Below are 22,875 nucleotides of genomic sequence, written 5' to 3'. Positions count from 1 at the left end.
GCTCATTCAGTTTCACGTTTCCCAAGGTCACGCGCTGCTGGTGGGGCGGGCGGGACTCGAACCCGCGGCCGAGGGCTCGGGCCCGAAACCCACATCAGGACGGAGACGTCAAGGTTGAGGGCGCTGGGGTCCGGCCCGGCCGATCAGATCTGAGCCTTGCGCCGGCGGCGCACCGTCGGCACCACCATCGCGACGATCGCCAGGGCGGCGAGGAGGCCGAGCCCGACCGACCACCACCGCCACGAGGACTCGGCCTGAGCCGGCCCTTCCCGCTTCGCCGCCGGCACCGGCGCGGCCTGCGCCGGTGCCGACTGGGCGACGGCGGCCTGTACGTCGACGGTCACCTTGCTGGTGTACGGCGCCGGCGCCCGAACCGTCACCTGCCAGCTTCCGGGGGCCAGGATCGGGCCGGTGGCGTAGAAGCCCTGACCCTCGCCGGCGGGTTCCAGTTGGAGCGGTCCGACGGTCCGTCCGCCCGCTGCACTGGCGGTGAGCACCAGACGGACCAGTTCGTCCAGCAGGTGCCCGTCGGCGTGGCGGGCCTGCACGGTGACGCCGGTGGCACCGTCGCCGGCCACCTCCAGCTTCAGCTTTCCGTTGTGCGCCGGCGCCGGGCCGGGCGCCGGCAGGATCGCCAGCAACAGGCCGGCCAGGACGGCGACTGCTCCGCTGGTACGACGCATCGGGCTGCTTCCTTCCTCGGCGGCCCCGTCCTGACAAGGTGGCCGGGACGGGGTCGCTGCCATCAGAGCGGGCCGTCCGGGGAGATCCGGGTGGGGTCCCCGGCGAGCCGGCCGGTGCCGGTGACCGGTTTGCCGGCGTTCGCCCGTACCCCCGCTTTACCGGCCGTGCCGCCGAGCCGCACGATCATTGCGTCGGCGTCCCGGATCAAGCTGTCCCGGACGTCGGTGTCGGTGACCAGAGCGGCGTCGTTGACGAGCGTCTTGAAGGCGGTCAACTGCTGCACCGCCCGCTTGTCGTTGCCGGCCGCCTCCGAGGCGCGGACCGCGTCCAGCTTGGTGGACAACTGCCGGTGGGCCTTGGCGGAGAGCCGCCCGGTCGCCTTGAACCGGTCCAGCAGGTTCTGCATGTCCCGGAACGAGGTGGTGACGAAGAACCGGACCGTCGAGGTGGTGTGGTTGCCCGCCTTGTCGGTCGCCGTCACGGTCAGCTCGTGCAGGCCGAGCGACAGCTCGTACAGCGCCTGGAGAGTGCCGCTGGAGTACGGCTTCCCGTCCAGGGTGCCGGCCGTCGTCTCGATGCCGGAGGTCGGGTCGACCGCCTGCCACGACGTTCGGACATCCTGGCTGTCGCCGTAGAGCTGGCCGTCGGCCAGGCCGGAGACCAGCAGCGTCGGCTTCGTGCCGTCGATGTTCACGATCGCTGACTTCAGCGTCTCGGCATTTCCCGCGGTGTCGGTGGCCCGGTAGAGCAGCTCGTGCCGCCCATCCCCGCGCACCTCGACCGGCTGGGTGTACGGCGTCCAGGGGCCGCCGTCCAGGGACCATTGCAGGACGTCCACCCCGGAACCGGCGTCGTTGGAGATCAGGACCACCGGAATGGCGCCATCGTGCCAGCCGTTGTCGTTCGCCGGAGCGAACTGCGCCGAGCTGATGGGAGCTGTCCGGTCGATCTTGACAGTGACGGACTTCGTCGCCTCCACGTTGCCGGCGGAGTCCGTCGAGCGGAACCGCACCACGTGCGTACCGTCCGAGGTGAGCGTCACCGGGGCGGTGTAACCGGCCCAGCCGGTGGCCTCGCCGATCTGGTACTCGGTGCTCTCCACCCCGCTGCCGTCGGCCTCGTCGGCCGCGGTCAGGGTGACCGTCACGTCGCTGGTGTACCAGCCTTCGGCCGCGGGGCCGGAGACCTCGGCGCTGGTCACCGGCGCGGTGCTGTCGACGGTCTCGGCACCGATCCGGAAGTAGTCGAACGACGCGGTCTTCGAGGCGGTCTGGTTGGCGCCGAGGGTGAACAGCCCCACCTTCGGGATCGCCCCGACGGCGGTGCTGGTCAGTGCATCCAGTGTCGTCCACTCTGTTCCGTCGGCCGAGTACGAGGCGGTGTACGTGGCACCGGCGCGGGCCAGCCGCAGATGCCACACCGCCGAGGTCAGCCCGCTCGCCTGAGACTGCGGATCCTGCACCACCGCGTCGATCTCGCTGCGGAACTCGATCCGCCGGCTGACCGGCGCACCGGCCGCGTTGTCCACGACGAAGTCGAGCTTGAGGTAGTTGTCGTCGTCTGCGTAGACCAGGAGCCCGGCCTGCTGATACTGCTCGGTCAGCAGGCTGCCGTCGACCTTCGTCTGGAGGGTCCAGTCCCCCTCCGGGGCGTTCTGCAGGATGAAGTTCGTCGGCCCGGTGTTGTTCGCGGTGTAGATGTCGCCGTTCGGCACGTCGATCCGCAGCGCTCCGCCGGTGACCCGGTAGGTCGCCGGGTCCTCCCGGACCACCGCGTCCCACCGGCACTTGTCGAGGGAGTCGCCGGTGAACTCGTCCGACGGGTCGATCGGTTCCGCGGGGGCGTCCGGCGCGAACTGGAACCAGTCGAAGACGGCGTCCACCACCGGGGCGGTGGTGCCGCCGTTGAGGGCGAAGACACCGATCCGCGGGTTCTCGATCCCGGCCAGCGCGGCCGGCCGGCCGACCGGGCTGAAGGTCTGCCCGTCGGCGGAGACCGCCGCGGTCAGGTTCGTCCCGTCGCTGGTCAGCCGGAGGTGGACGGTGTCACCGGCGGGTGCGGCGGTGCTGTCGGCCGAGTCGTTGCGGGGGGTGGCGGCCGTCTCCCGGATGAACTCCACCCGGCGGCCACCGCCGTAGAGCAGGTCCAGCTTGGCGTAGTTGTCGTCGTCGCCGTACACCAGCAGTCCGGCCTGCTGGTAGTCGGCGGTGACCGGAACGGTGAGCATCGTGGTGGCCTGCCAGGCCCCGCTGGGCACGGGCTGCAGGACCAGGTTGGTCGCGTCGTTGCGGGTGCCGTACAGGTCACCCGCGGAGGTGGGCAGCCGGAGCCCTCCGTCGGCGACCGAGGAGAGCTGGTTCTCCCGGATCACCGTCCAGCGGGCGCGGTCCAGCGCGGTGCCGAGGAAGTCGTCCGAGCGCGCCCCGAAGCAGGATGTGTTCGGCGCGTCGATCCGGACCGGGACGTTCGCGTACGACTTCGCTCCCCGGCTGTCGGTCACCGTCAGGGTGGCGGTGAAGTTGCCCGGCACGGTGTAGCTGTGCCTGGCATCCAGGGTGGTCGCTGTGCCGCCGTCGCCGAAGTCCCAGGCAAACGTCAGCGGCGTGTCACCCTCGGCGTCGGTGGCCGTACCGTCGAACTCCACGGTGACCGGCGCGGTGCCGGCGGCCGGAGTGGCGACGGCGCGAACCTGTGGCGGCGCGTTCTCGGTCACTCCCCGGCCGAGGAAGTCCATCCAGTTGACGTTGAACAGCGACGCTGTCCCGCCGGCCGGATCACGGGCCACGAAATACAGTTTGCCCGCGTTGGTGCCGGTCACCGGTGCGGTCACGTCGGCCCAGGTCTGCCAGTCGCCGGTGCCGGGCACATCGACCGAGGCGACCAGCGGACCATCGGGCGCGTCGGCGCGGACCTCGATCCGGCCGCCGCTGTTCGCGGAGGCGACCCGGAAACGGATCGACTCGATGCCGGTGAGGCTGGCCGGGTCCAGCGACCACCAGTCGCCGTCCTCGATGAAGGCGACGTTCTGACCACCGCCGGCCGGGTCGTTGGTGGTTTCCCGCGTCACGCCCGCGTCACCGCCGCCGGCGCTCCCGGGCACCCTGCCAGTGGCGGTGTAGTACTCGGCCTGCTTGCGCTTGGGCTGCAACCGTTCGATCGCCCGCCCGGTGAGAGAGCCGGCCCCACCGCTCCCGCCGTCGTCGGTGTAGGTCGCCTCGAAGACGGCGAAGACGTTCGCCTCCGCGCCGTGCCCGGAGGCCAGTGAGGTCTGCACGGTGCCGGTGCAGCCGGTGTGCTGCTCCAGCGGGTGAGCGTGCTCGTCGTGGCCGAGCAGGACCTGCAACCGCACCCGGTCACAGTCGATCTCGCCGTCCTCCGGGTCGGTCACCGTGATCGTGTACCGGATCTGGTCGCCCCAGTCGAAGAAGCCACCGTCCGGCGGGAAGTCGATGGCCACCGTCGGGGCGGTGTTGCCGACCGTCACCGGTACGTTCGCCACCGCGCTGCGCCCCTTGGGGTTGGTGACGGTGAGCTGAGCGGTGTAGTCGCCCGCCGTGGTGTAGACGTGGGTGGGGTTGGCCTCGGTCGAGGTCGAGCCGTCCCCGAACGTCCAGGCGTAGGTCAGCACACCGCCGTCCGGATCGCGGGAACCCGCACTCGAGAATCGCACGGTCAGCGGCACCGGCCCGGAGGTCGGCGTGGCACCGGCCTGCGCGATCGGCGCCCGGTCACCGGCGATGTAATCGATCCGGTAGATCCCGGAGTCGTCGTTGTTGCCACCGAAGCCGGTACCCCATTCGATCAGGTACATCGCGCCGTCCGGGCCGAACTCGAACTCCATCGGACGGATGAAGCTCATCCCGGTCAGCAACTGGTTGATGTCGACCAGTGACCGGCCGTCGGCGGTGACCTGCATCGCGTACATCTTCGACTGGTTCCACTCGCCGAGCAGCGCCTTGCCGTCGTAGTAGGCCGGCCACTTGCGGACGGAGTCGAGCTCGGCGTCGTAGCGGTAGACGGGGCCACCCATCGGGGCGCCACCGCCGCCGATCTCCGGGAAGAGCGGGTTGCCGCTGTAGTCGTAGTCGACGGTGGCGCTGACCGCCGGCGGCAGCGTGGTGAGACCCGTGTTGTTGGGCGAATTGTTCACCGGCGCCGCGCAGTTGAACTTCGCCCCGCTCGGGCCGGACGGGAACTGATAGTCGTTGTACGCGTAGTTCGCCCCGATGCAGTACGGCCAGCCGAAGTTGCCGGGCGCGGAAACGATGTTCCACTCCACCGTGCCCTCCGGGCCCCGGTTCGGGTTCGTCGAGCCGGCGTCCGGGCCGTAGTCGGCAACGTAGAGGGTGTCGGTGGCCGGGTCGATCCCGATCCGGAACGGGTTGCGGAGGCCCATCGCGTAGATCTCCGGACGGGTCTTCGCGGTGCCCGCCGCGAAGAGGTTCCCGGCCGGGACGGTGTACGACCCGTCGTCCTCCGGGTGGATCCGCAGCACCTTGCCGCGCAGGTCGTTGGTGTTGCCGGCGGTGCGCTGCGCGTCGTAGTCCGACCGGCCGGTCCGCTCGTCGATCGGGGTGAACGCGTCCGACTCGAACGGGTTCGTGTTGTCGCCGGTGGCGAGGTAGAGGTTGCCGGCGCTGTCGAAGGTCATGCTGCCGCCGGCATGGCAGCAGGTGTTGCGCTGAGTGTCGACCTGCAGCACGACCTTTTCGCTGGCCACGTCGATGGTGTCGCCGGTGACGGTGAACCGGGACAGCAGGTTGCGGGGTACCCCGTCGTTGCGGGCGTAGTAGAGATAGACCCAGCCGTTGTCGGCGAAGCCGGGGTCGAGCCGGATGCCGATCAGACCGTCCTCGTTGCCGGTGAAGACGTCCAGGTCGACGGCGGTGACCGTACTGCCGGTGTCGGGTTTGATGATCCGCACCCGGCCGTCACGCTCCACGTAGAACACCCGGCCGTCCGCGGCGATGTCCAGCTCCATCGGGTTGCTGGTGTTGCCGTCCAGGGTGACTTTCTCGAAGCTCTCGGTCAGCGAGGCGCCGCAGTCGGCGTCCAGCGCCCCGGCGGCGGTCTGGATGCCGCCGAGCAGGTGGGCGAGAAACTGCGGCTCGGCGTACGACTCCTGGGTGTGGCCGCCGCCGGTGTACCAGGCCCGCCCGCCGTCGTAGTCCTGGCACCACGCGGTCGGGTGGTCGTGGCCCATCGCGCCGGCACCCGCGGTGTAGGTGGTTTCGTCAAGGCCGGCCAGCACATGCACGTCGGATCGCGGGTTGGACCGGAAGTTGTACCACTCGTCGAAGCGCGACCAACGCTCCGGCAACTCGGCCGTGGACGGGTGGACCTGGTCCTCCACCTTCACGGTGGCCTGCTGATTGGCGGGGTGGCTGGCGAAGTAGGCGCCGACCAGCTCGCCGTACCAGGGCCAGCTGTACTCGGTGTCGGAGGCGGCGTGGATGCCGACGTACCCCCCACCGGCCTGGATGTAGCGCTCGAAGGCTGCCTGCTGGGTGGGGTCGAGGACGTCCCCCGTGGTGGAGAGCCAGATCACCGCACGGTATCTGGCCAGATTGGCGTCGGTGAAGGCCGCACCGTCCTCCGTGGCGTCGACGGTGAAGCCGTTGTCGGCTCCGAGTTGCCGGATGGCGGCCGTCCCGGCCGGGATGGAGTCGTGCCGAAAACCGGCGGTCTTGGAGAAGACCAGCACGGAGTACGGCTCCGCGTCGGCGGTGACTGCAGCCGCCGCCGGCCGGGGGCCGGCAGGGGCCGCCTGGGCGGCCGGCGTGCCGGTCAGGACGGTCGCCAGAAGGGTCAGCGCGAGCAGGGTTGAGGTGCGCAGACGGCGCCTTGAGTCACCTCGACGGGGACGGGACACATGTTCTCCTTGTCCTGGTGGGACCGCTGCGTCCTGGCCCGCGCATCGATATTTGTTGATTCTCTGTACAAATTAGGGTGGCTCGCTCCGCACCCAGCAAGGCTTCGGAATGTAACGGTTTCATAACGCTCCGGTTAGCCCCGTGCGTCCGATTCGATCGTTCGGAGCGAAATCGAAGCCGGTCCGATCGACGACCAGGCAGCATGTCTGCCCATGGAGCCGTGGAGCCATTGCTCGTGGAGCCAAGGCCGATAATATTGCTCCATGTCGATTCCGCCCGGAGCCAGGCGCCGCGCCCGCGGTGAGATCGAGCGACTCCCGAGCGGATCCTTGCGGGTCCGGGTGTACGACGGCCTCGACCCCGTCTCGAAGAAGCGGCGCTACCTCGTGGAGACGGTCGCGGCCGGGCCGGCGGCCGACCGGGAGGCGGCGGAGGTTCGCGCCCGTCTGCTCGCCCAGGTCGCTGAACGTCGAACCCGTGCCGCCGGAGCGGATGCCTCGACGAGCGAAGCCGGCATGGCGGAGGTGGCGGCGTGGGTGGCGAGCAATCCACGGCGGGGCCGCCGCCGAGGTGAACTCACCGTTGCCAAGATCGCGCAGTTCGCGGGAGTGTCCGCGCCCACCGTGTCCAAGGTGCTGAACGGGCGTGCGGGGGTAGCGCCGGAGACCCGGCAGCACGTCGAGGCCTTGCTGCGTGAGCACGGTTACCGGCGACCGGAGACGGTGCCGCGGACCCCGAGCGTCGAGGTCGTCTTCTTCGGCATGCAGAACGATCTGGCCATCGAGGTGATGCACGGTGTCGAGCAGGTCGCCGCGGCGCACAAGCTGGGCGTGAGCTTCCTCAATGTGATGCATCAGATCTCCGCCGGTCACCCGTGGGCAGAGAACCTGCTGGGCCGCCGCCCGACCGGAGTGATCACGGTCCACCTGGGCTTCACGCCGGCTCAGCAGTTCCTGTTGCGTGCAGGCGCCATCCCGCTGGTCGCCCTCGACCCGTCGGACCAGCCGATGCCGGGCGTCCCGTCGGTCGTGGCGACCAATTGGAGCGGCGGGATCGACGCCGCCCGGCACCTCCTGGACCTCGGCCACCGGCGGATAGCGGTGATCACCGGGCCGACCGAGCGCCTGGCTTCGAAAGCTCGGCTGGAGGGAGCCCGGAGCGCGCTGGATGCCGCCGGCCGGCCGTTGGACCCCCGGTTGCTGCGCTCCGGTCTGTCGTTCTCGTTCGAGGACGGCCTGAACCACGGACGCGAGCTGCTGAGGCTGGCCGACCGGCCCACCGCAGTGGTGTGCGGTAACGATCTACAGGCGTTCGGTGTCTACGAGGCGGCCCGGCAGGCGGGCCTCCGCATTCCCGATGAGCTCAGCGTCATCGGTTTCGACGACATCGCGTACGCCCAGTGGTGCGGCCCGGCGCTGACCACCGTGCGGCAGCCGTTCGCCGAGATGGGTGCGAAGGCCGCCGGCCTGGTGCTGGCGCTCGCCGCCGGCGAGCCGCTCCGGCAAGCCCGGGCCGAGGTCGAGACCACCCTGATAGTGCGTGACAGCACCGCCCCGCCGACCACGGGCTGAAACGTTTCCTTGCGAAGAGGGATCGGTTCTGGGATTGTTGATCGTCGATATGCCTGTCCCTCGAACCCCCACTCCGCTCACCCCCGACGTTCAGAATCTTGGCGATCTTGGTCGCCTGACGCGGCTCTGTCGCTGACCACATAGGGGGCTCCCCCGCGCATGTGTGAGCGGTCATCCCCCTCAGGAGACGAACATGTCCAGGTCCAGATCTGCCAAGATCAGCTTCGTTACGGTCGCCGGCGTCGCCACGCTGGCATCGGCGGCTGTTGTTGCGGTCTTGCCGGCCGGTGCGGCGGCAGCGGGATGCTCAGTGCAATATGCCGTGTCGTCACAGTGGCAGGGCGGTTTCGGCGCCAACGTGTCGATCACCAACCTCGGCGACCCGCTGAGCAGTTGGACGCTCACCTGGTCGTGGCCCGCCGGGCAGAGCGTGACGCAGGCGTGGAACACCATGTTGACCCAGAGCGGTGCCGCGGTGACCGCCAGGAACGTGAGCCACAACGGCTCGATCGGCACCAACGCCTCGGTGTCCTTCGGCTTCAACGGCAGCTGGAACGGCAGCAACCCGAACCCGTACGGCTTCGCGCTCAACGGGGTGGCCTGCACCGGCGCGCCGGTGACCTCGACACCATCGACCCCGCCGTCCTCGCCATCCACGCCGCCGAGCTCGCCACCGGTCACGTGCACCCTGCCCTCGACGTACCGCTGGACATCCACCGGCCCGTTGGCGAGCCCGAGGCCGGGCTGGGTGTCGCTGAAGGACTTCACCAACGTCGTCCACAACGGCAAGCACCTGGTCTACGGATCGACCGTCGACTCGTCAGGCAACTACGGCTCGATGAACTTCACCCCGTTCACGAACTGGTCCGACATGGCGACGGCCGGCCAGAACGCGATGAGCCAGGGCACCGTGGCACCCACGCTGCTCTACTTCGCCCCGAAGAACATCTGGATCCTGGCCTACCAGTGGGGACCGACCTCGTTCAGCTACAAGACGTCCACCGACCCGACCAACGCCAACGGCTGGTCCGCACCGCAGACGCTGTTCACCGGGACCCTCCCGGACGCTCCCTACGGCGTGATCGACCAGACGCTGATCGGTGACACCCAGAACATGTACCTGTTCTTCGCCGGCGACAACGGCAACATCTACCGGGCCGGCATGCCGATCGGCAACTTCCCCGGCAGCTTCGGCGCCTCGTACACCACGATCATGACCGACACCCGGGAGAACCTGTTCGAGGGCGTCGAGGTCTACAAGGTGCAGGGCCAGAACCAGTACCTGATGCTGGTCGAGGCGATCGGCAGCCGGGGCCGCTACTTCCGCTCGTTCACGGCGACCAGCCTGAACGGCACGTGGACTCCGCAGGCCGCGACCGAGAGCAACCCGTTCGCCGGTAAAGCCAACAGCGGCGCCGCCTGGACCAACGACATCAGCCATGGTGACCTGGTCCGCAGCAACTCTGACCAGACCAAGACGATCGACCCGTGCAACCTACAGCTGCTCTATCAGGGCAAAGACCCGAACGCCGGCGGTGATTACAACTTCCTGCCGTGGCGGCCGGGCCTGCTCACCCTGCAGCGGTAGCGGCGGGACCCGGGTGCTTGAGACTCGCGGCAAAGGCGCAGTGGCTTCGCAACGATGATGATCAGGTGCAGCATGACCCGGGCGGGCCGGGTGCGAGGCCGAACCCGCCCGGGGAACGCACACAAGACCTGACTCACCAGTACGTACAGCGGCGACGGTTCTAAGCCTGGCCTCAGATTGATCGGGAAGAGTAACCGGCAAAGTACCGACTGGAAGGGGGGCGGGCCGGCGTGCGGATCATGATCGCGGATGACGAGGCGGCCATCCGAGAGTCGCTGGAGCGGGTGCTTCAGGTCGAGGGTTATGACACCAGCAGCGTCGCCAACGGTCTGGCTGTGCTCGACGGGGTCGGTGGGGCCGGCGGTGACACGCTGGATCTGCTGATCCTCGACGTGATGATGCCCCGCCTCGGCGGGTTGGAGACCTGCCGGCGGTTGCGGGCCGCGGGCCGGGATCTGCCGGTGCTGATGTTGACCGCCCGTGACCAGGTCTCCGACCGCGTCGCGGGGCTGGACGCGGGTGCCGACGACTACCTGCCCAAGCCGTTCGCCACCGAGGAGTTGCTGGCCCGGGTGCGGGCCCTGCTGCGCCGGCGCACGCCGGGCGACGGGGAGTCGCAGATTCTGTCGTTCGCCGACGTCCGGCTCGATCCCGACAGGTTCGAGGCGTGGCGGGGCGGGCGGCCGCTGCGCCTGACCCGGACCGAGTTCTCCCTGCTGCAGGTCCTCGTGCGCAACGCGACCCGGGTGTTGACCCGCGACGCACTGTTCGAGGCGATCTGGGGATTCGACATGAGCGCCACCGCCAACAACCTCCAGGTATACGTGAGCTACCTGCGCCGCAAGATGGAGGCCGAGGGTGAGCCGCGATTGATCTACACGCTGCGCGGCCTGGGATACACGTTGCGGGAGACTCCTCCGTGAGCCGGGGCGCCGCCGGCCGGGGCTCGCGCCGGCTGACCCGTTGGTGGCGCCGGCAGTCCCTGCGGACCAGGCTGACGGCGATCGCGGCGACAGCCATCGCGGTCAGCGTGTTCGTGGCCTTCCAGGTGGCCAGCGAGCTGTTGGACGGGGAACTGCGGGACAGCGCCGAGAATCAGCTACGCGCCGACTCCCGCGCCCTGGCGACGAACGCGGAGCGCGCCGGTCTGGCGCAGGTCGAGCTACCGCCGTATCCCGGATCCGGTCAGCTGGTGCGGGTCATTCTGCCCGGCGGCTCGACCCGGACGCCGGCCGGCCAACCCGCGCTGCCTCCGGTCAGCGGGCGCGCCGGCCGCGTCGCGCAGGGCGGGCCGGCCGACCTGATGGAGTCGGGCGACAGCGACGAGGACGGCTACCTCATCTACACGCTGCGGGCGGGTGACGGCGCGGTCCAGGTGGCCCGCGTCGCCGACGACAGCCCGATCAACCAGTTCGGGTTCGGCATGCTGCTGATCGGGCTGTTCTGCGTGGTCGGCGGCGCCCTCGTCGGACGGACCGTGGCGCGGACCGGGCTGGCACCGATCGACCGGCTGACCGCCGCCGCGGTCCGTGTCGCGTACACCCGGGATCTCGACGCCGACATCCCGGATGAGGGCGGTGGGGAGATCCGGCGGCTGATCCAGGCGATCAACGACATGCTGGCTGCGCTCCGGGACTCCCGGCGGGCCCAGCGGCTGCTCGCCGAGGACGCCGCCCACGAGCTCAAGACCCCCCTCACCAGCCTGCGCCTCAACGTCGAGCTGCTGATCCGGCTCGATCGGCGCGGCACCCTGGGCAGCGCACTGCCGGCGGAGAGCCGAACCCGGCTGCTCAACGATCTCGGCGCCCAGGTGGCCGAGTTGAGCACCCTTGCCGCCGAGCTGACCGACCTGGCGCGCGGTGACGTCAGCGACGAGAGCACCGAGGTGCTCGACTTCGCCGATGTGGTGGTGACCGCCGCGATCCAGGCGCGTTCCCGGGTGCCCGACATCGAGGTCGCGCTCGACGTGACCTCCGTGTGGGTGAGAGGGCGTCCCGCTGCGCTCCAAAGGGCGGTGCTCAACCTCATCGACAACGCCGGCAAGTGGTCCCCCGCGGACCAGCCGGTCCAGGTCCGGCTCCGTGCCGAGGGCGCGTCGGCGGTGCTCGAGGTCGACGACGCCGGGCCGGGCATCGACGACGCGGACGTTCCGCGGGTGTTCGACCGGTTCTATCGTGCCGACAGCGCCCGGGCGTTGCCGGGATCCGGTCTGGGGCTGTCGATCGTGCGGCGGGTCGTCGACGCCCACGGCGGCCAGGCCACCGTCGCCCGCTCCACACGCGGTGGCGCGCTGCTTCGGGTCGAGCTTCCGGCCTCGGCCCCTTCCGCCCCGAGTGCGCGGCTCACCGCCGGGGAGGACGCCGCGGTGAGCTGACCCAGCCCCGGCGGCACGGCACAGGACCAAAGGGCGGCGGCCTTCGGGCCGATGAGAAAGATCCGGGACGCGTCTGGGTCCCCGTCCCGGATCTCGTACGCGCCGCCGCGCTCACCGTTGCAGCACGGGCTCCTCATCCTCCACGAGCGGCCGTTGACGGCCCGGCAGTTCCACCGGTCGGGACAACCGGCTCGGCCACCAGATCCGCCGGCCGATCAGCAGGGTGAGGGCGGGCACCAGGATCGACCGCACCAGCAGGGCGTCGAGCAGCACGCCGAAGGCGACCAGGAACCCGACCTCGATCAGCATCACCAGCGGAAGCGTGGCGAGGACCGCGAACGTGGCCGCCAGGACCAGGCCTGCCGAAGTGATGACGCCACCGGTGGCGGAGAGGGCCTTGAGCATGCCGTCTCTGGTGCCGAGACGCACGGTTTCCTCACGGGCCCGGCTGGCCAGGAAGATGTTGTAGTCGACGCCGAGCGCCACCAGGAACAGGAATGCCAGCAGCGGCACCGAGTAGTCGACGCCCTTGAACCCGAGGATCGTGTCGAAGACGAACACGCTGCCGCCGAAGGCCGCGGCGAACGAGACGATCACGGTGGCCATCAGGATCAGCGGGGCCACGATCGCGCGCAGCAGCAGCCCGAGGACGATCAGGACGACGGCAAGCACCAGCGGGATCACCCGCTTCTCGTCGCGGCTGGTGGTCACCTCGGTGTCGAGGTTCTCCGCACTCGGCCCGCCGACGATCGCCTCCGCCCCGTTCACCGCGTGCACGGCGGTGCGCATCCGCTTGATGGTGTCGTACTCAGCGACGGTGTCCGGCGCGTCCGTCGGGAACACGGAGATGTCGGCCCAGCCACCGCTGGTCCGGCCCGGAACGGCCACTGCCACGCCGGGAGTGCCGTTGACGGTGTCGAGCACCCGCTCCTGGTACGCCGGCCGCGTGAAGATCGTCATCGGCTGGCCGCCGAGCTCCGGGAAGTGCTGGCGGAGAACGGTGAAGCCGGTGACCGACTCCGGCGCGTCCAGGAACTGGTCCTGCTCACGCAGGGCGCCGGTGTTGCCCGCCAGCCCGATGGCGAGCACGCCGAGGACGCCGAGTGAGCCGAGCGTCGCCACCCACCGGCGGCGGCTGATGGCAGTGCCGAGCCGTCCCCACAGCCCCGGCTTCTCCTGCACGGCCGTGCTGAACCGCGGGATGGCCGGCCAGAAGATCCGCCTGCCGAGCACCACGAGCATCGCCGGGAACAGCGTCAACATGGCCACCAGCGCGCACAGGATGCCGGCCGCCCCGATCGGGCCCAACCCGCTGGTGCTGTTCAGGTCCGCGACGAGCAGGCACAGCAGGCCGGCTACCACGGTGGCCGCGGACGCGACGATGGCCGGCGCCGCGCCGCGTAGCGCGTGGACCATCGCGACCCGGACGTTCTCGTGGTGGTGCAGTGCTTCCCGATATCGAGCGATGAGCAACAGCGCGTAGTCCGTGCCGACGCCGAACACCAGAATCGTCAGCAGCGCCGAGTTCTGGTCGTTGACCACGATGCCGAAGCCCTTGACGAGCAGGTAGACGGTCGCCATCGCAGTCAGTGCGGCCGCGCCCACGGCCACGAGCGGGATGAACCACAACACCGGGCTGCGGTAGGTGAGGATGAGCAGGAGCGTGACGACGATGACGGTGGTGAGGAAGACCTGTAGGTCGATGCCGTCGAAGACGGCGTCCATGTCGCCGTCGATCGCGGCGGGGCCGGTCACATCGAGGTCCAGGCCGGCGGGGCGGTCCTTCGCGGCCTCACGCAACGGACCGACGATGGTCTCCGGTGCGCCGAAGGTCGTACTCACATCGAGGGTGAACATCATCGCCTTGCCGTCGGTGGAGGGTCTCGTCGGTGGGCCCTCGTCGTTCTCGCCGGCCGGCACCGGAACCTTCGGCGGGTACCGCTTGGCGAACGCGTTGTAGTGGCGCTCGACCGTCGCGCGGTCGGCGTCGGTCAAGCCGCCGGCGCGGTGGTACACGAAGACGAACGTGTTGTCCTCACCGCCGGGGAGACTGTCCTCCAGCACCGCCACCTTGGTGGACTCGGCGCCGGCCGGCAGGGTGTCCACGGCTCTGTCGGTGGTGACCGAGCTCAACTTCCCGCTCAACGGCACCATGACCGCCGCCAGCGCCAGCCACAAACCGATCACCAGCCACGGCACCCACCGGCCGGCCAACCGACCGGGCGGCGCTTCCCTGGGCGGCGCTGCGTTGACTGACATCAATAGCCTCCTGACGCGTTGCATCACTTGTCTGAGGCCGAATTCGTACCGAGCGAATCTGAGACGACCGTTAATCCGGTGATCAGGTGTGGGTGTCGAACGGCGCTCCGGGAGTAGTACCGCGGTATCGCCTCCTGCCCGACGATGAAGACCGCGGTACGACGAGACAAGACGACATCGGTCCTAGCGTTCGGGCTATGAGGAAACCTGACAGTCCACGGTGGAAGTTCGCGGCGGGCGCCATGACGCTGGCGACAGCCTTCGCTGCTGTCGGCGCCTGCGGGTCGGACGCCGGCCCGCACAGCGTGCACGTGGGCGGGTCGTCGGCTCCACCGCAGCCGCTGCGCGTCGGCGAGCGGTTCCTGAACCTGAGGATGGCCGAGGCCTACACGCCCGCGCCGCCGGAGGGCGGCGGCTCGGACGAGTACCGGTGCCAGATGATCGATCCAGGCCTGACCAGGACCGCGTTCCTGACCGGGACCCAATTCGCACCGGAGAACGTCGCCATCGCGCATCACGCCATCGTGTACGCGGTGCCGCCGGGCGGCGCTGCCGCGGTGCGCGAGCAGGACGCGAAAACCCCTGGTCTCGGCTGGCAGTGTTTCGGCGGAACCGGCGTGGCCGGCGCCCAGGTCGAAGAGGAGGACGCGGCTTGGGTGGACACCTGGGCGCCGGGTGCCACGGAGACGCTGCTCGACCAGGACGCCGGCCACAAGCTGGAACCGGGCAGCCTGATCATCCTCCAGATCCACTACAACCTGCTCGCGACCGACGGCGAGCCGACCGGGTCGGACCGCTCCGCGGTGCGGCTGCGGCTGACGGATGGCACGCCCCAGACCCGGGAACTCGAAACGTGGTCGCTCGACGCGCCGACCGACCTGCCCTGCGCCGCCGACGAGTCGGGCCCGCTCTGTGACCGGGCGGCATCGATCACGGACGTGACGAAGCGGTTCGGGCCGGATGTCGGCGAAATGGCGGACCGTCAGGTGGAGGAATGCAACCAGGGCGGCGCGCCGAAGCCCGGTGACACCCAGACCTGCGACCACAAGGTGACGGACCCGACGACGCTGTTCGCCGGTTTCGGTCACATGCACATGCTCGGGCGGGCGATGAAGGTCGAACTCAACCCGGGCACGCCGAACGCCAAGGTCGTACTGGACGTGCCGCAGTTCGACTTCGACAACCAGCGGCTGATGAAGCTGCCGTCGCCGGTGGAGATCGGTCCGGGGGACACGCTGCGGGTGACGTGTACGCACGACGCGGGGCTGCGCAAACTGCTGCCGCAGCTGAAGAAGCTGCCGCCCCGCTACGTTGTGTGGGGCGACGGCACCAGCGACGAGATGTGCATCGGCATCATGACGGTCTCCCCCCGCGAGTCCTGACCGGCCGGGTGAGTCTCAGGTTGTAGGCGAGGATGACGGCCTGGATCCGGTCCCGTGCGCCGATCTTGGCGAGGACCCGCCCGACGTGGGTCTTCACCGTCGACTCCGACAGCGTGAATCGTTGCGCGATCTCGCCATTGGTGAGGCCATGGCCGATGGCGACGAGGACCTCACGTTCGCGGTCGGTCAGGAATTCCAACCGGGGATCCTCCCGGACGGGCCTGCAGAGGTCATCGTCGAGCTGGTCGGCGAACGCGTCGAGCAGCCTCCGAGTCAGCGCCGGCGCGATCACCGAGTCCCCGGCGGCGACGGCCCGGATGCCGGCGAGCAGTTCCTCCGGGCGGATGTCCTTGAGCAGGAAACCGCTCGCCCCGGCCCGCAGCGCGGCGAACGCATATCGGTCCGAGTCGAACGTCGTCAACACCAGGACCCGCGAACGTCCACCGGCAGCGACGATGCGCCGGGTGGCCTCGATCCCGTCGACGCCCGGCATGCGGATGTCCATCAGCACCACGTCAGGACGCAGCGCGGTGATCCGCCGAACGGCCTCGGCGCCGTTCTCGGCCTCGCCGACGATCTCGGTGTCGGGGGTGTTCTCCAGCAGCATGCGAAGGCCGAAGCGCTGCAGCGGCTGGGCGTCCGCCACGAGCACAGAGATCATGAATGGCTGCCTTTCATGGTCGCGGCCGTCTGATGCGGGGCCGGCGCTGAACCGTGCCGCCGTGAAGCGCAGCGCGTCCGGCCATGCCGACGAGGCTGAGACCAGCGTCGCCTACTTCATACCGAGCGATCCTGAGACAACTGTTAGAGCGGCGCTCCCTGAATCGTTGGCAGCGGGCCGGTTGCGCCATCATCCGATCCGTCGTCGGGCGGCCCGGGCCGTTGATTGTCGTCACTACCGCCACTGGGGTGCGGTGATCTGGGCCGGGAAGTCACGTCGCCCAGACTGATAAGCGATTTCCATCAATGGCTAGCCAGACATACCCGTGTCGGACGGCCACAGTGAGCCGCACGCCGATCACTTCAAGCACGACGTCGACCACGACCGGCCGCCTTGACCCCGCAGCTACCGGCGGAGATGCGGACCAAACGCGCGGCGGAGGACCGGAGGAGGCCCCAACCACCACGACGGCGCGACCGGCTCCCCCGCACCGTGGGGTCTGGGGGTCGCCCCTAGGTAAGCGGAGTGGACCGGATGTGGCCCAACCCGAACCACATTCACCCTGTTCAGGGGCCCGTCGTGACCGTTTCAGCCGTACGCCGCCGCATGCCCTGACCAGCTCACCGATGACCACCTACCGCAGCGCCGCCGGACTGATCCGATCCCCGAACAGCATCAGCAGTGCGGCCCCGGCCACCTGACCACCATTGGTGGATCATGACAGTCAAGGCAGTGACCGCCTGCTGCCGATCTTCCGCCGACGGAGGTGCCGCCCTGGGACCTCGCACCACCACAACAGGTGCGCGGCGCTTCGCTCCCGACATGTTCAGGACAACGACGGCACGGCCACACAGCATCGAGACTCGCTCCCGCCGGAGCCGGCCCACGCCGACTCGCCGAGGTGTCGCACCGGCATGGAGCATGCCCACCCGGAGGCAGGCGATCACCTTGCGAAGCGGAGCAGCGCTTGGACGGTCATGACAAAGTTACTCATTTAGCCGATGAGCGGATGTCGGCAGCGAGCGGCCCGCGGCTGGACTGGTGTGATTCAGGCCTTAGTGACATTAACCGGGAGGGCTGCCATGCTCTCGGCGTACTGGCGCAGCGACCCGTTCGTGGCGGTCGCGGCGTAGCGCCGGAACTGGTCCAAGCACTCCCGCCGACGGTAACCACCGGTCACGGTGGGCAGGTGCGAGAACGACATGCCGTGCCGGACCGGCTGCCACACGGCGGCGACGCCGCTGGCGCCATCATCGGGTGCTTCCAGGCCGTAGTAGACCTCGGACACGCCAAGGGCCATAGCGGCGCCGAGGCACATGAGACAGGGCTCGAGCGTAATCGCGAGAATGAGCGGAAGGTCGCGGGGCCTCCAGCCGAGTTGCCGGTCGGCCTGTTCCATGGCCAGGAGGTCGGCGTGGACCAGCCGTCGGCCCTGTGTCTGCTCCTGGGTGTACGCTCGGCCGAGGACCTCTTCGCCGAGCACGACAACCGCGCCGACGGGCAGTTCGCCGGCCCGCATACCCTCCTCGGACACTTCGAGTGCGAGCGCTACGAGGTCATCGGCGGTCCTGTCATCCGGCATGCCGCGACCTTCCCATATGTCGATCGTCGGTGACGTCCTTCTGTGGCGCGCCGGCGCGTCGAGACCAACGACGCCGCAGTCATCGCCGATGCGGGCCAGCCGACCATACCGACTGGCCCGACTCCTCCATCAACGGAGCAACCGGTCTGAGCGGCACTTTGGACAGCATCCGGATCTACCGTGATCCGCTCGGACAGCCAAGCCCGCCGGTCACTGTCCGTGTCGACCGGGCCGATGAGCGTATGCACGCTCAAGTAGCCGAGATGAGAGCATGCCCTGAGTTCTCCGGCCAATGGATCCGCCGGGATATCACGCACCTCGCTCTGCCCGTACCAGCCAGTGCCGGCCCGGAATCTGGACGCCGGTCTTGTCGGCGTATCGGCGCAGAACCGTGCCGAGCCTTGCAACGACGTCGGCCTCGGTAACCACCCCGGATTCAAGCAGTGCACGTGCTGGCCCACTACCGGTGAAGAAGGCGACCGCTTCCGACACATCGCGGCCGAAGAAGAGCGATGTGGTCAGCGGCTGGATGTGTACGTGCAGATATCCGGCGGCGGTCAGGATCCGTGTGGTCAGGCCGGGGTCGGCCAGCGAGAACATGCCCTCGTTCGGCGTCTGGCCCGTTGCGCCGAATGCTTCGCCGGGAGCCTGGTGCCACTCACACTGGTCGGCGGCCTGTGGGCACACGAACGTAAGCCGTCCGCCCGGTCGCAGCGCTTGCCGGATGTTGGTGAAGGCGGACACCGGGTCGGTGAAGAACATGACACCGAACTGGCTGATCGCTACGTCGAACCAGTCGGCGGCGAACGGGTGCACCTGGGCATCGCCGCGCATGAAGCGGATGTTGGTGAGGCCGTCGTCTTTGGCGTAGCGGGTCGCCCGGTCGAGCATCGGCGTCGACAGGTCGAGGCCGACGGCCTCTCCTTCGGTGGTGAGCTTGGCGGCCGTGCGGGTGCTGTAGCCGGTGCCGCAGCCGATGTCGAGTAGCCGATCGCGAGGACTGAGACCGGCCGCCTCGATCAGGTGGCCGGTGACGCTGGCATTGATCCGGTCGGCGCGATCGGCCCAGTGCCGCCCTTCCGCGCCGTTCCATGCCTGATCCTGGGTGGTGTTCGCGATATCCACACGTCATACGGTGGCGTGCACCTGGTATGCGCGCCACTGCCGATCAGGAATCGCTGCCATAAGCTTCGCGCATGTTGGACACCTGGACTCTGCGGGTACTCGTGGAGGTGGCCGAGCGAGGGTCGTTTTCCGCGGCGGCGGAGGCGCTTCACATGACCCAGCCTGCCGTGTCGCGCCAGATCGGGGGTATCGAGCGACAGGTCGGCCTGCATCTGTTCGATCGCTCGCCGCGCGGGGTGAAGCCGACCCCGGCCGGTGACGTCGCTGTGGCGTACGCCCGCGATGTTCTCGACGGCATCCGAGCCATGATGGCTCGCCTGGCCACGTTCAGTGACCTCACCAGCGGACAGCTCCGGCTGGCCGCGTTCCCCAGCGCCAACACCGGGCTGATGCCTGAAGCGATCCGCCGCTTCCGGGCCGCGCATCGCGCCACGCCTCGTTGATGATCCGAGCGGCGTCCGCGACACTGGGCGGCTGTGGGTCCGGATGTGGCAGCGCCGGCTTGTCGGCGTGCTCCGCAGGGTTAATCGCGATCCACTTCCACCTGACCGCCCGGTCCAGCGCACCGCTCAGAATCCAGTGGATCTGCCGCACCGTGGAATCTGCCAGTCCCTTGCACTTGTGGAAGCCGCACCGGCTGTCGCACTCGTGTTCCTTGCTGGTGCGGTGCTGGACGAACCGGCGACCGTCACAGTGGTCGCGGCATTTCCTGAGCCTGGCGTAGAAGGTCTCCAGCAGTTCGGCGTCGACTCGACCGACCCGCACCTTCCCGAGCATCGGCCGGATGTGCTTCTCAATCTTCCGCACGTAGCCGATCCGCGTAGACGGCTCAACATCGAGCACTTCAAGCCAGCGGTCGAACAGCTGGTTCACTGTCGCTTTGGTTCGCGGGTTCCGGCGCTCGTCGACCTGGTTGAGCAGACGCGTCCGGGCCTGCTCCGCCAGCCGCGGCGCATCTGGGCCAGCCGGGATCGTCTCGATCAGATCGTTTCGCTTGCCTGTCAACGGATCGGTGCCGCCATACACGCGCACCCGCAGTGCCCCACTGGGCAACGTGTCGATCGAGCCTCGCTGTCGCCGGCGAGGGCGTGCCGCTCGCGTCATGAGCGGCACGCTAGCACCGCTTGTGTCACGTTCCGTGTCACGAACGGGCTCAATGTACGGTTTGATCTAGCAAATCTACTGGTGGGGCGGGCGGGACTCGAACCCGCGACCGAGGGATTATGAGTCCCCTGCTCTAACCCACTGAGCTACCGCCCCGTACCGGCGGCGATCCTATCCAAAACCCACCACCCGCAGCTAGCGATCTATCACCGCGGGCACCAGGATGATCTGCCGCGCCGGGTCCGACACCATCTCCGCCGGCTGCAGGTCCTCCACCTGCGGCAGCCCTTCGTCTCCCACCGACGGCTCCCACGGCCCGTCCTGCGTGGTGAATTCGGCGTAATTCTCCGGGTTGATGTCGCTCATAACGTGCTCCCCACCCTGGCGGCCAGGACATTCATGACGCGCTCCCCACCCTGGCGCCCAGGAAATTGAGCACTGCTCCCGCCGTCCGCCACCCACCGGCCATCGCGCCTTGGATGGACGGGCTGTCGCGATGATCACCTGCCACGAAGTGGCCGTCGCCGACGGCGACCGGCTTGCGCAGGCGGGCTTGCGGTGCCGGGGCCGCCGGTAGCGCGTGCGGCACGGTCACCACGTTGAGCAGGTCCCATGCGTCGGTGGGCGCACCGTAGATCCGGGCCAGCTCGACGCGGATCACCGCCTCGGACGCGGAGGACGGGGCGGAGACGCCGACGACTGAGGCTGCGATGAGACTCTTTCCGGCAGGTGCGTATTCGGGCGCCGCATTGCTCATCACCACCGTGTTGGAGATGATTTCGCGCCGGTCGCCGTCGAGGAGCAGGATGGGCTCGTCGATGGGGGCGTGGTCGGCTCCGAAGTAGAACGTGGTCAGCCCGTGCACGTCCGGTCGCGGCACCTGCGGCAGCAGGGTGGACGCGGTGATCGGGTCGGTGGCGACGATGACCGCGCGGCAGCGGATCTCGCCTCCCTCGGTGACGACCAGGCCGGGGCCGATGGAGAGGGTGCGGGCGCCGATCAGCAGTTGCGGGAAGGGCAGCGGGCCGGCGATCGCGGCGGGCAGCGCCGCCATGCCGGTTGCGGGCACTCCGATCCGGCCGCGGGTGAAGGAGCGCAGGTACATCGCGGTGACGTGGCTGGAGGTGTCCAGGCCGCGTTCGGCGAAGACGCCGGAGAAGAACGGCCGCAGCACCTCTTCGATGATCCGGTGCGACAGCCCGGCGTTGCGCAGCATCTCCTGGGTGGTGGTCTCCGGCATGTCGAGCAGTTTGTTCGCCGGCAGGGTGGCGCAGCGGGTGGCGAGCGCGGCGAACTTGAGCCGGTCGGCGAGCGTGCCGACTCCGGAGGTCAGGGTCTGCGGTGCGGCGAGCGGGCCGCGCAGCGGGTTCTCCAGGCGGTGCAGGCCGCCGCCGCGGCGCACCAGAACGCCGCTGGTGAAATACCGCATGTCCAGCGCGTCGACGTCGACGAGTGCGGGCAGCCGTGGGTACGCGGTGTTGAGCACCTGGAATCCGCGGTCCATCCGCCAGCCGTCCATCACGTCGGTGGCGACGCGGCCACCGAGGCGGTCGGCGGCCTCCACGAGCAGCCATTCCACGCCGGCGCGGTCGAGCCGCCGGGCAGCGGACAGCCCGGCGAGCCCGCCGCCGACGATGACGACGTCCACCTCAACGGGCTGCGACATGAACACCTCACAGGCTGCAATCAACGCGGAACTCAGCCTAACCGGGCATGTGCGCCCCAGGGGGCGAAAGAGCCAGGAGGCGAAAGAGCCGAACCACAAGATCAAAAATCATGATGAGGTACGCGCTGCGCGCCCCGTTCGCAGAAGGACCGGCTGCGCCCGGCCGGGTGCACGAAGGGTCCCCGCACGAGCGGCAAAGCAGAAAGGCCGACCGCCGTGGCGATCGACCTCCGAGTGGCTCCCCGAATTGGACTCGAACCAATAACCTGCCGGTTAACAGCCGGCTGCTCTGCCAATTGAGCTATCGGGGACTGCTGTGACTCTTGTTGCCGGGTTTCCCTGGCGACGGAGAACAGACTACATGACCATCCGTCGGCTCCACCAACGGGATACCCCCGGGCGGGTCGTGCCGGGAGCAACACCTGGGAAAGCCGGATAAGGGGAGTATCAGGCCGACAGGATGGGTATGCACGTCGGCAGACGCAGGCGCGTCAACAACGGAAGGAGCCGCCATCATGCGCGGAAAGCTGATGTTCCTCACCGGTCTCGCGGCGGGCTTCGTCATGGGTAGCCGTGCCGGCCGGGAGAAGTACGAGGAGATCCGGGCCACCGCCCAGAAGGCCTGGCAGCACCCGTCGGTCCAGGAGGCCGCCGGCGTCGCCCAGGCGCAGGCGAACAAGCTCTACACCGAGGGCAAGGACAAGCTTCAGTCGTCCAAGCTCGGTGAGAAGCTGCAGACCAGCGGTACGACCGGGACCAGCTCGGCCAGCACGGACGAGCTGCTCGCTCCCAGCGACACGCTGACCTCGTCGAAGGGCACCGGCACCACCACCGGCACCACGTACTGACGCCGGTTGAGCCGCAGGGCCGTCCCGCTTCGGGACGGCCCTTCGCCATACCCCCCAACCTCGTGTGGGGACTTGAGGTGCGCAGCGCACCCAAAATCACCACACCAGCCCAACCCGCGTGGGGACTTGAGGTGCGGAGCGCACCCCAAGTCACCACA

At 69.0% G+C, this 22,875-nt stretch carries 16 protein-coding genes and 2 tRNA genes; 7 read left to right on the top strand and 11 right to left on the bottom strand.

Features of this window, described 5'->3' with window-relative positions; all coding sequences use genetic code 11:
* Nucleotides 1-143 precede the first annotated feature (143 nt).
* Nucleotides 144-683 (bottom strand): hypothetical protein, encoded by a 540-nt coding sequence (locus AC0NH5_RS30005; protein WP_474410090.1) that lies wholly within the window; start codon nt 681-683, stop codon nt 144-146.
* A 62-nt stretch (nt 684-745) separates the two neighbouring features.
* The gene (locus tag AC0NH5_RS30000) at nt 746-6,556 is read right to left on the bottom strand and encodes a ThuA domain-containing protein (protein ID WP_474410089.1); all 5,811 of its coding nucleotides are present in this window, start codon (nt 6,554-6,556) and stop codon (nt 746-748) included.
* Between the two features lie 264 nt (nt 6,557-6,820).
* Between AC0NH5_RS30000 and AC0NH5_RS29995 the strand changes: the two genes are divergently transcribed.
* From AC0NH5_RS29995 to AC0NH5_RS29980, 4 genes are all read left to right on the top strand, one after another.
* Nucleotides 6,821-8,128 (top strand): LacI family DNA-binding transcriptional regulator, encoded by a 1,308-nt coding sequence (locus tag AC0NH5_RS29995; protein ID WP_474410088.1) that lies wholly within the window; start codon nt 6,821-6,823, stop codon nt 8,126-8,128.
* A 193-nt stretch (nt 8,129-8,321) separates the two neighbouring features.
* Nucleotides 8,322-9,716: a non-reducing end alpha-L-arabinofuranosidase family hydrolase gene (locus tag AC0NH5_RS29990; protein ID WP_474410087.1), complete on the top strand. Its 1,395-nt coding sequence runs from the start codon at nt 8,322-8,324 to the stop codon at nt 9,714-9,716.
* Nucleotides 9,717-9,955: 239 nt separating this feature from the next.
* A complete protein-coding gene (locus AC0NH5_RS29985; protein WP_474410086.1) occupies nt 9,956-10,639 on the top strand; it encodes a response regulator transcription factor in 684 nt (227 codons plus the stop codon).
* Nucleotides 10,636-12,090, top strand: coding sequence for a HAMP domain-containing sensor histidine kinase (locus AC0NH5_RS29980; protein WP_474410085.1), 1,455 nt, complete (start codon nt 10,636-10,638; stop codon nt 12,088-12,090). The genes AC0NH5_RS29985 and AC0NH5_RS29980 overlap by 4 nt, the downstream gene beginning before the upstream one ends.
* Nucleotides 12,091-12,201: 111 nt before the next feature.
* Here the strand turns inward: AC0NH5_RS29980 and AC0NH5_RS29975 are convergent, their stop codons facing one another.
* On the bottom strand, nt 12,202-14,349 hold the full coding sequence (locus tag AC0NH5_RS29975) for an MMPL family transporter (protein ID WP_474410083.1): 2,148 nt from the start codon (nt 14,347-14,349) through the stop codon (nt 12,202-12,204).
* 197 nt (nt 14,350-14,546) lie between these two features.
* On the opposite strand from AC0NH5_RS29975, the gene AC0NH5_RS29970 reads away from it, so the two are divergent.
* Nucleotides 14,547-15,731 (top strand): monooxygenase, encoded by a 1,185-nt coding sequence (locus AC0NH5_RS29970; RefSeq protein WP_474410082.1) that lies wholly within the window; start codon nt 14,547-14,549, stop codon nt 15,729-15,731.
* Here the strand turns inward: AC0NH5_RS29970 and AC0NH5_RS29965 are convergent.
* The 3 genes from AC0NH5_RS29965 to AC0NH5_RS29955 form a co-directional block, all read right to left on the bottom strand.
* Nucleotides 15,703-16,392: a response regulator gene (locus tag AC0NH5_RS29965; protein WP_474410080.1), complete on the bottom strand. Its 690-nt coding sequence runs from the start codon at nt 16,390-16,392 to the stop codon at nt 15,703-15,705. The two genes, AC0NH5_RS29970 and AC0NH5_RS29965, sit on opposite strands and share 29 nt — an antisense overlap.
* 1,048 nt (nt 16,393-17,440) lie before the next feature.
* On the bottom strand, nt 17,441-17,974 hold the full coding sequence (locus tag AC0NH5_RS29960; RefSeq protein ID WP_474410079.1) for a nucleoside deaminase: 534 nt from the start codon (nt 17,972-17,974) through the stop codon (nt 17,441-17,443).
* 309 nt (nt 17,975-18,283) lie between these two features.
* Complete coding sequence (locus tag AC0NH5_RS29955) at nt 18,284-19,099, bottom strand: class I SAM-dependent methyltransferase (protein WP_474410077.1); 816 nt, start codon at nt 19,097-19,099, stop codon at nt 18,284-18,286.
* Nucleotides 19,100-19,170: 71 nt separating this feature from the next.
* Between AC0NH5_RS29955 and AC0NH5_RS29950 the strand changes: the two genes are divergently transcribed.
* The gene (locus AC0NH5_RS29950; RefSeq protein ID WP_474410075.1) at nt 19,171-19,542 is read left to right on the top strand and encodes a LysR family transcriptional regulator; all 372 of its coding nucleotides are present in this window, start codon (nt 19,171-19,173) and stop codon (nt 19,540-19,542) included.
* On the opposite strand, the gene AC0NH5_RS29945 is transcribed toward AC0NH5_RS29950, so the two are convergent.
* From AC0NH5_RS29945 to AC0NH5_RS29925, 5 genes are all read right to left on the bottom strand, one after another.
* Nucleotides 19,436-20,203, bottom strand: coding sequence for a tyrosine-type recombinase/integrase (locus AC0NH5_RS29945; protein ID WP_474410074.1), 768 nt, complete (start codon nt 20,201-20,203; stop codon nt 19,436-19,438). The genes AC0NH5_RS29950 and AC0NH5_RS29945 overlap by 107 nt on opposite strands.
* A gap of 79 nt (nt 20,204-20,282) precedes the next feature.
* Nucleotides 20,283-20,359: transfer RNA gene (locus AC0NH5_RS29940), tRNA-Ile, on the bottom strand.
* 39 nt (nt 20,360-20,398) lie between these two features.
* Nucleotides 20,399-20,569, bottom strand: coding sequence for a hypothetical protein (locus AC0NH5_RS29935; RefSeq protein WP_474410072.1), 171 nt, complete (start codon nt 20,567-20,569; stop codon nt 20,399-20,401).
* A gap of 31 nt (nt 20,570-20,600) precedes the next feature.
* Nucleotides 20,601-21,869: an NAD(P)/FAD-dependent oxidoreductase gene (locus AC0NH5_RS29930; protein ID WP_474410070.1), complete on the bottom strand. Its 1,269-nt coding sequence runs from the start codon at nt 21,867-21,869 to the stop codon at nt 20,601-20,603.
* 235 nt (nt 21,870-22,104) lie between these two features.
* A tRNA-Asn gene (locus AC0NH5_RS29925) sits at nt 22,105-22,180 on the bottom strand.
* Nucleotides 22,181-22,384: 204 nt separating this feature from the next.
* Between AC0NH5_RS29925 and AC0NH5_RS29920 the strand changes: the two genes are divergently transcribed.
* Complete coding sequence (locus tag AC0NH5_RS29920) at nt 22,385-22,717, top strand: hypothetical protein (protein WP_474410069.1); 333 nt, start codon at nt 22,385-22,387, stop codon at nt 22,715-22,717.
* The last annotated feature ends 158 nt before the right edge of the window (nt 22,718-22,875 follow it).

This window comes from Actinoplanes sp. 13 (assembly GCF_056134165.1).
This window is presented reverse-complemented; position numbering and strand designations above follow the sequence as displayed.